The organism is Breoghania sp. (assembly GCF_030066895.1).
Classification (GTDB): Bacteria; Pseudomonadota; Alphaproteobacteria; order Rhizobiales; family Stappiaceae; genus Breoghania.
In genome coordinates this window covers 1-5920 of record NZ_JASJAV010000052.1, presented here as the reverse complement: position 1 = coordinate 5920, position 5920 = coordinate 1, and the positions used below count along the sequence as shown (strand labels likewise).

At 61.7% G+C, this 5920-nt stretch carries 1 protein-coding gene; it reads left to right on the top strand.

Translation table 11 applies throughout. From position 1 onward, the window contains the following. Positions 1-3861: 3861 nt before the first annotated feature. Positions 3862-4767 (top strand): hypothetical protein, encoded by a 906-nt coding sequence (locus QNJ43_RS26460; protein ID WP_300475007.1) that lies wholly within the window; start codon positions 3862-3864, stop codon positions 4765-4767. Positions 4768-5920 lie beyond the last annotated feature (1153 nt).

The window sequence follows — 5920 nt, the reverse complement described above, 5'->3', positions numbered from 1 at the left end:
GACAAATCTTTCTATTGATTTGCCTATCGATTAGCTTACCTCGCTCCCATTAGTTGCCTTTACTCCCAAAGGTCATGAACCCAGTCAGGCTAAAAAAAGTTTCCCCTAATGATCAGGCCACCCACCCTCGCCCGCTCTGCGCATGCGCTGGGGTCTTAGCGCTCACCCCATTACAATGCGCCACCAAGCGGGGGGAAGATATATTCGTCCATTTTCCTCCTGACTGCGTTGCACTCTGGACGTGTTTGTCTACGATCGTCTGCACCTACGCCGGACTCCTTGGAGCTGCCTAGTGTATATCTGCCTTGGAGCCAACCTACCCAGTCTCTACTGCCTGGACGTATACCTGCCACGTCTTCACAGGGAAGTACCCTCTTTCTTACTTGCTTGTAGTGCGCTTGAAGCTGTCAGCTCTCCTTTAGCTTACTCGCGAGTCTCTGTTGAAGCGTGTCTGTAGTACGGCCATGTCGAAGTCGGGTAAGTCTTCCGCCGGCCGCCATTGCCGGGAGCCGTCGTGCGACGCGAAGCTTCCGACGGGGGATTCGCATCCCCATTGTTTTTCCCACCGGGGGTGTCCGCGCACCCAACTTGGTGGGAACCCGGGAGGGATGGCATGCAATTACTGTAAAGGGTGGTCCGAATTACAGTTGCAGGCCTCCACGAAGCGCCGGGCGGCCTGGGAGCGTGATCGTTCCAGCTCTCAGGCCGTCCCGGACTCCGAGGAGGCCTCCCAGCCTACCCCCTCGGGTTCCCACTTGTGTGACGTTACCCCTCGGGGGCAGTCCTTACCCCCTGAACAGTCTGGGGCTGTCCCGTCGTCTCCGCCGTCGGGGACGTTGTCGGATCCAGCCAGACCGGAGCCGTCCACTTCAGTCGGCCTGCCCGAAGTTCTCGCCCAGATTCGGGACCTGCTGGCTCACCAGGAGGCGTCGCTGTCTTCCCGTATTGCCGGCATCGAGGACCGCCTCAATAGTCGGTCTGCGTCAGGGGGTGGCGCTTCCTTCGCCTCCGCTCCGCAGGAGCAGGAGGCCCACCAGGGACCCTCGTACCCCCTCGTGGGGCGGTCCCGGGCCCCCTCGGGCCCCTTATCACCTTCTTCCTTTTCTATTTCCAGATCGGATACTGCCAACCGACATCCCAGCTGGGACTCGTCGCGCCCGCTGCCCCACCGTTCACCAGGTGGCGCCCGGGAGCGGTCAGGATCTTCGTCCTCCCAGGCTGATGCTGGGAGGCCAGGAGGGGACCCCTCGTCATCCCCCCTCCCGATCCTGCTCCGAGCGAAGTTCGCCGCTCCTTGGCCCCCTGCCTCCCAGGAATCCTGGGGGATGGCCCACCAGGCCCCGCCAGCCGGCGAGTGGGAGGACGGCCACCTAGGCTCCTCCCGGGGGCGCAAGAGGGCGCGCTGGTCACCACCTAGACGCCGTAGGACTCGCGACTCTAGGTCGCTGTCCCCTGCTTCTGAAGGCTCACCTCCCGGATCCTGGGCTCGCAGGACTCGCTCCAGATCGTCTGGCTCTGACAGGTCGCACTCCCGCTCCCCCTCCGGACGCAGAGCACGTTTCCGCTCACCGTCAACAGAACGCATCCCGGACTCCGTTCCGGAGGGGGGCTTCTCTACTTTTAGGGAGGCTATGCAACGACTCGTGGAGTCGGGGAGGGCCACCCCTCTGGCCTCTAAGAACGAGCCCGTCAGCCATCCGGAAAGGAGGGCCCGACACAGGAACGTCCGAGGTCTGGATCCCCACTCCAGCCTCGACAAGTGGTACGAGGTGTCCCACACCTCATTGGATCGTCAGCCGGAGGCGACCACCAACACACCCTTCGCCCCCTCAGTACTTAGAAGAACCTGCTCCAGGTATGAGGCGGCGAACGAAGATACGTTCCTGCACCGGGCCCGGGACCGCCCTCGGGGCTTCCGAGAAGTGTCCACCTTTCCCGATGACGAGGCAGTGGACCGCCAGGCCAAAGGGCCTCTGTCCCTGTCCAGGAAGTTTCGTGAGACCGTGGATCGGTTCACGCGGACGGCGTTGACTTCGGCCTCCTACGCCCGCCACTTCATAGGCGGTGCCTCGGCGGAGTGGAACCAGGTACGGCGCGGAATGGCAAGCTTGAAGGCTGCCCTTCCCACCCTTGGCAGGGATGCCGTCTACGACACCATCTCCCAGCTCGAAGCCGTGGCGGAGTCTGCCGCGGATTTTCAAGCTCACGCCGAATTGTCCATGTCAGACAATATGGGAGCAACAGTGGGGGTAGATGTAAACTTAGCGCTAGCCCAGCGCGACAAGTTTATTCCCAAGTTGAGGTCCTACTTGGGTCCCCGTCATCGCAGGTCGCTCCGGAACGGATCCTTCAGATCCAAGGACCTGTTTCCTACCCTCCCCGAAGTCACCACGGCGGCGCGGGAGGACGCACAGCATGAGTCCACACGCCAGCTGGCATCGCTCAAGCTGTCTGCAGCCTCCCACCGTCCCTCCTCGGCGGCCCCCCCGCAGGCCGGGGGGAGCAAGCACCTCTCCCAACCAGGTCGGAGATCGGGACCCCATTCACGTCCCCCTTCCGGATCTGCCTCCGGACCTCGCCGACCTACCGGGCAGCCCCATCGCCGGCCTAACAAACACCGGCGGCGGCAGGAGGGACCCCAGCGCCACCAGTCCAAACGCGATTGACTTACCGTCAATCCACGGACCTCGAGCCTTCCCAGGCTCCCTTTCTTGCGCCGACGAGCGGCCTGTCGGCGGCTGCTTGTCGCGCTACCTGACGTCGTGGCGCGAGATCACCGACGACCCTTGGGTTCTTTCGGTCATCGATCAGGGCTACGCCCCGACTTTCTCAGGCACGCGCCCTCCGTTGACTCGCCGATGGAGCGCACACGAGTCAGCAACGTCAGGCAATCGTGCAGTGCTGATCCAGGAGATCCAGACCCTCCTGCGGAAGCAGGCAGTGGAAAAGGTGTCTCGACCGGAGTCCCTGGGCTTCTATTCCCACATCTTCTTGGTTCCCAAGAAGAATGGGCAACTCCGGCCAGTGATCAACCTGCGCCCCCTCAACCGTGTGCTCCTCTGTCCCCATTTCCAGATGGAGACAGTAGGGACCATTGCGGCAGCCATCCAACCCGGAGACTGGGCAACTTCGGTAGATCTGACGGACGCCTACTTCCACATTCCCATCGCTCCGTGGTTCCGGAAGTACCTCCGGTTTGTGGTAGCAGGAGAAGTCTTTCAGTTCCGGGCCCTTCCTTTCGGTCTGGCCCCTGCTCCTCTGGTCTGCACACGTCTTCTGGCGCCCCTAGCGATTCACCTTCACACCCAAGGCGTCCTCTTTCACCGCTATTTGGACGACCTGCTCATTCGGGCCCCGTCGTCAGATCTTTGTCGCCGGTGGACGGACACCACAATCTCCCTGTTGTACCGGATGGGTCTGGGGGTGAATCTCGACAAGTCCGAGCTAGAGCCATCTCGGGACTTCGTCTACGTAGGGGTACGCTTTCGGACGGATGTGGGACTGCGCTGTCCCCCGCCGGGTCGCATTCAGGCGTCCCTCCTAGCCTGCCAGCGGATGGCCCACTTGGGCTCAGCTCCAGCTCGAACGTGGCTCTCCCTACTGGGCACCCTCACGTCTCTGGAGAAGCTGGTTCCTCTCGGCAGGCTCCACATTCGCCCGATCCATTTCTGCCTTCGTCGGCAGTTCAAGATAGGGGTCCACAGCTTGGGTCGGGAGGTTCTCCTGGATCTCCCAGCCCGCGCGGCTCTCCAGTGGTGGATGGATCGCACACACATATCGGCGGGTGTTCCACTGGGGCCGTATGTCCCACAGATAACCCTGTACACCGATGCCAGCAATCTTTGCTGGGGTGCACACGCGGTGGGCTTCAGAGCGCAAGGGGAGTGGTCCGCCGACGACCGCCTCCTCTCTATCAACGCTCTCGAACTCCTCGCAGTCCTGCGCGCACTGCAGGCCGATCCTCCATTCTGGAAAGGCAAACAGATCCTGGTGGCCTCCGACAACACGACGGCTGTTTCGTACATCAACCGTCAAGGGGGCACCCATTCCATGATTCTCATGGACATCACCCAGGATCTTTTTGCCCTGGTCCTGGACCTGGAAATGACGATCCGAGCTCGGCACATTCCCGGTCGCTTGAACCGCACCGCCGACCTCCTTTCCAGGGCCGACCAGGTGGTCAACACCGAGTGGACACTGAACCGTCAAGTGGCGGCCCAGCTCTGGACGGTGTGGGGCAAACCGACCATCGACCTGATGGCGACGGAGCTGACCCATCAGCTCCCGACCTACATCAGCCCATACCCAGATCCCCAGGCCTTCGCGGTCGACGCCATGTCCTGCGCGTGGCACGGGATGGATGCGTATCTCTTTCCACCGTGGCCCATGCTGGCGGAGGTGCTCACGAAGATCGCGACAGAGTCTCAGTGCCTGGTGACTCTCGTCGCCCCGCGGTGGCCCAATCGTCCTTGGTTCCCGCTACTTCTGAGCCTGCTGATCGACCATCCGATCACGCTCCCTCCCCAGCAGGATCTGATCGGGATGCCCCACAACGCCCGTCGGTTCGGCGCGATCCATTCCCTCGATCTACACGCCTGTCGACTATCTTCCGACAGGCGTCTGTCCAGGGATTTTCTACAGAGGTGTCGCGCAGAGTCGCCACTGGCCAACTCCGCCCCTCCACACAGAGCATCTACGACTCAAAATGGGCGAAGTTTGCTCTTTGGTGTGAGCGACGGGATACCGATCCGCTGCAAGCCCCTGTGACTGAAGTCTGTGACTTCTTTCTTCACTTATTCCAGGACGAGACTCTCGCTCCGTCCTCTATTGATGGCTATAGGTCAGCCATTCATTCAGTATGGGGCGCAGTGGGTCGGTCCCTAACCGACTCCTACCACGTCTCCCGGTTGCTCCGCTCCTTCCGGGTAGAACGGCCGCGGAGTTGCTTCACCTTCCCTCGGTGGGACCTCAACTTAGTTCTCAGGGTCCTAGCCAGACCCCCCTTCTCCCCTGTGGACCCTACCAAGCCACTATGGCGGTCGGCCAAGACGGTGTTCCTACTTCTGCTGGCCTCGGCGCGAAGGCGGGGCGACATTCATGCCATTGATCCCCGACGCATTACCTTCACTCGCACCGGGGCTATCCTGGAACCATTCCCGGGGTACCTCCCCAAGATCCGTTCCACGGCAGAAGGGGAATCCCGCTATCAGCCGATCGTCATCCGCTCCCTTTCGGCGATTACCGACGACCCTGGTGAGCTGGCTTTGTGCCCAGTCCGAGCGCTCCGTTCTTACCACTCATGGGCAGGAAAGCGATCGCCCAACCGGAAACGCTTCTTCCTTTCTCTCCGGCAGGGTGGCCAGCCGGTGGCCAAAGCCACGATTTCGGCATGGGTAGTTAAACTACTAAAGCTTGCGTACAGCCACGCTTCCACAGAGGACGCTCGCCTGGCCTCTACTAGTGTCCACGAAATCCGCGCCCTGGCAGCATCAATCGCACTACAATCTACTTTTGCACTCTCGGACGTCCTCCGAGCAGCCGCCTGGGCCACTCCCTGTGTTTTCGCGGCTTACTACCTCCGGGATGTGTCGGGACTGCGTGATGGGTTGCACGTGCTGTCACCGTGTGTGGTGGCAGGCAGCACTGTACACTAGTACGTAGCTCAAGGACCTCCGACCCGACTCTTCACGTCCGTTTGGAGCTACTCTACCCCCCTGCTGGTAAGTATCGCAGGCGGATTGAGGCAGCCTCTCTGGTAGAATCTCGCGGCAGTGGAGGCCGCTTTGATCTAGGGACGCCGCCTCTTTCCGGGGGTTTTCACAGGTACCCGGCGCTTGAGCCGCCGTGGTCGCCAACTCGGGTCCGGCTTGTTTCCCCCAAGCCGTCACCCGGGAGAGGGGCTGGACTGGTGTCCTTTAGC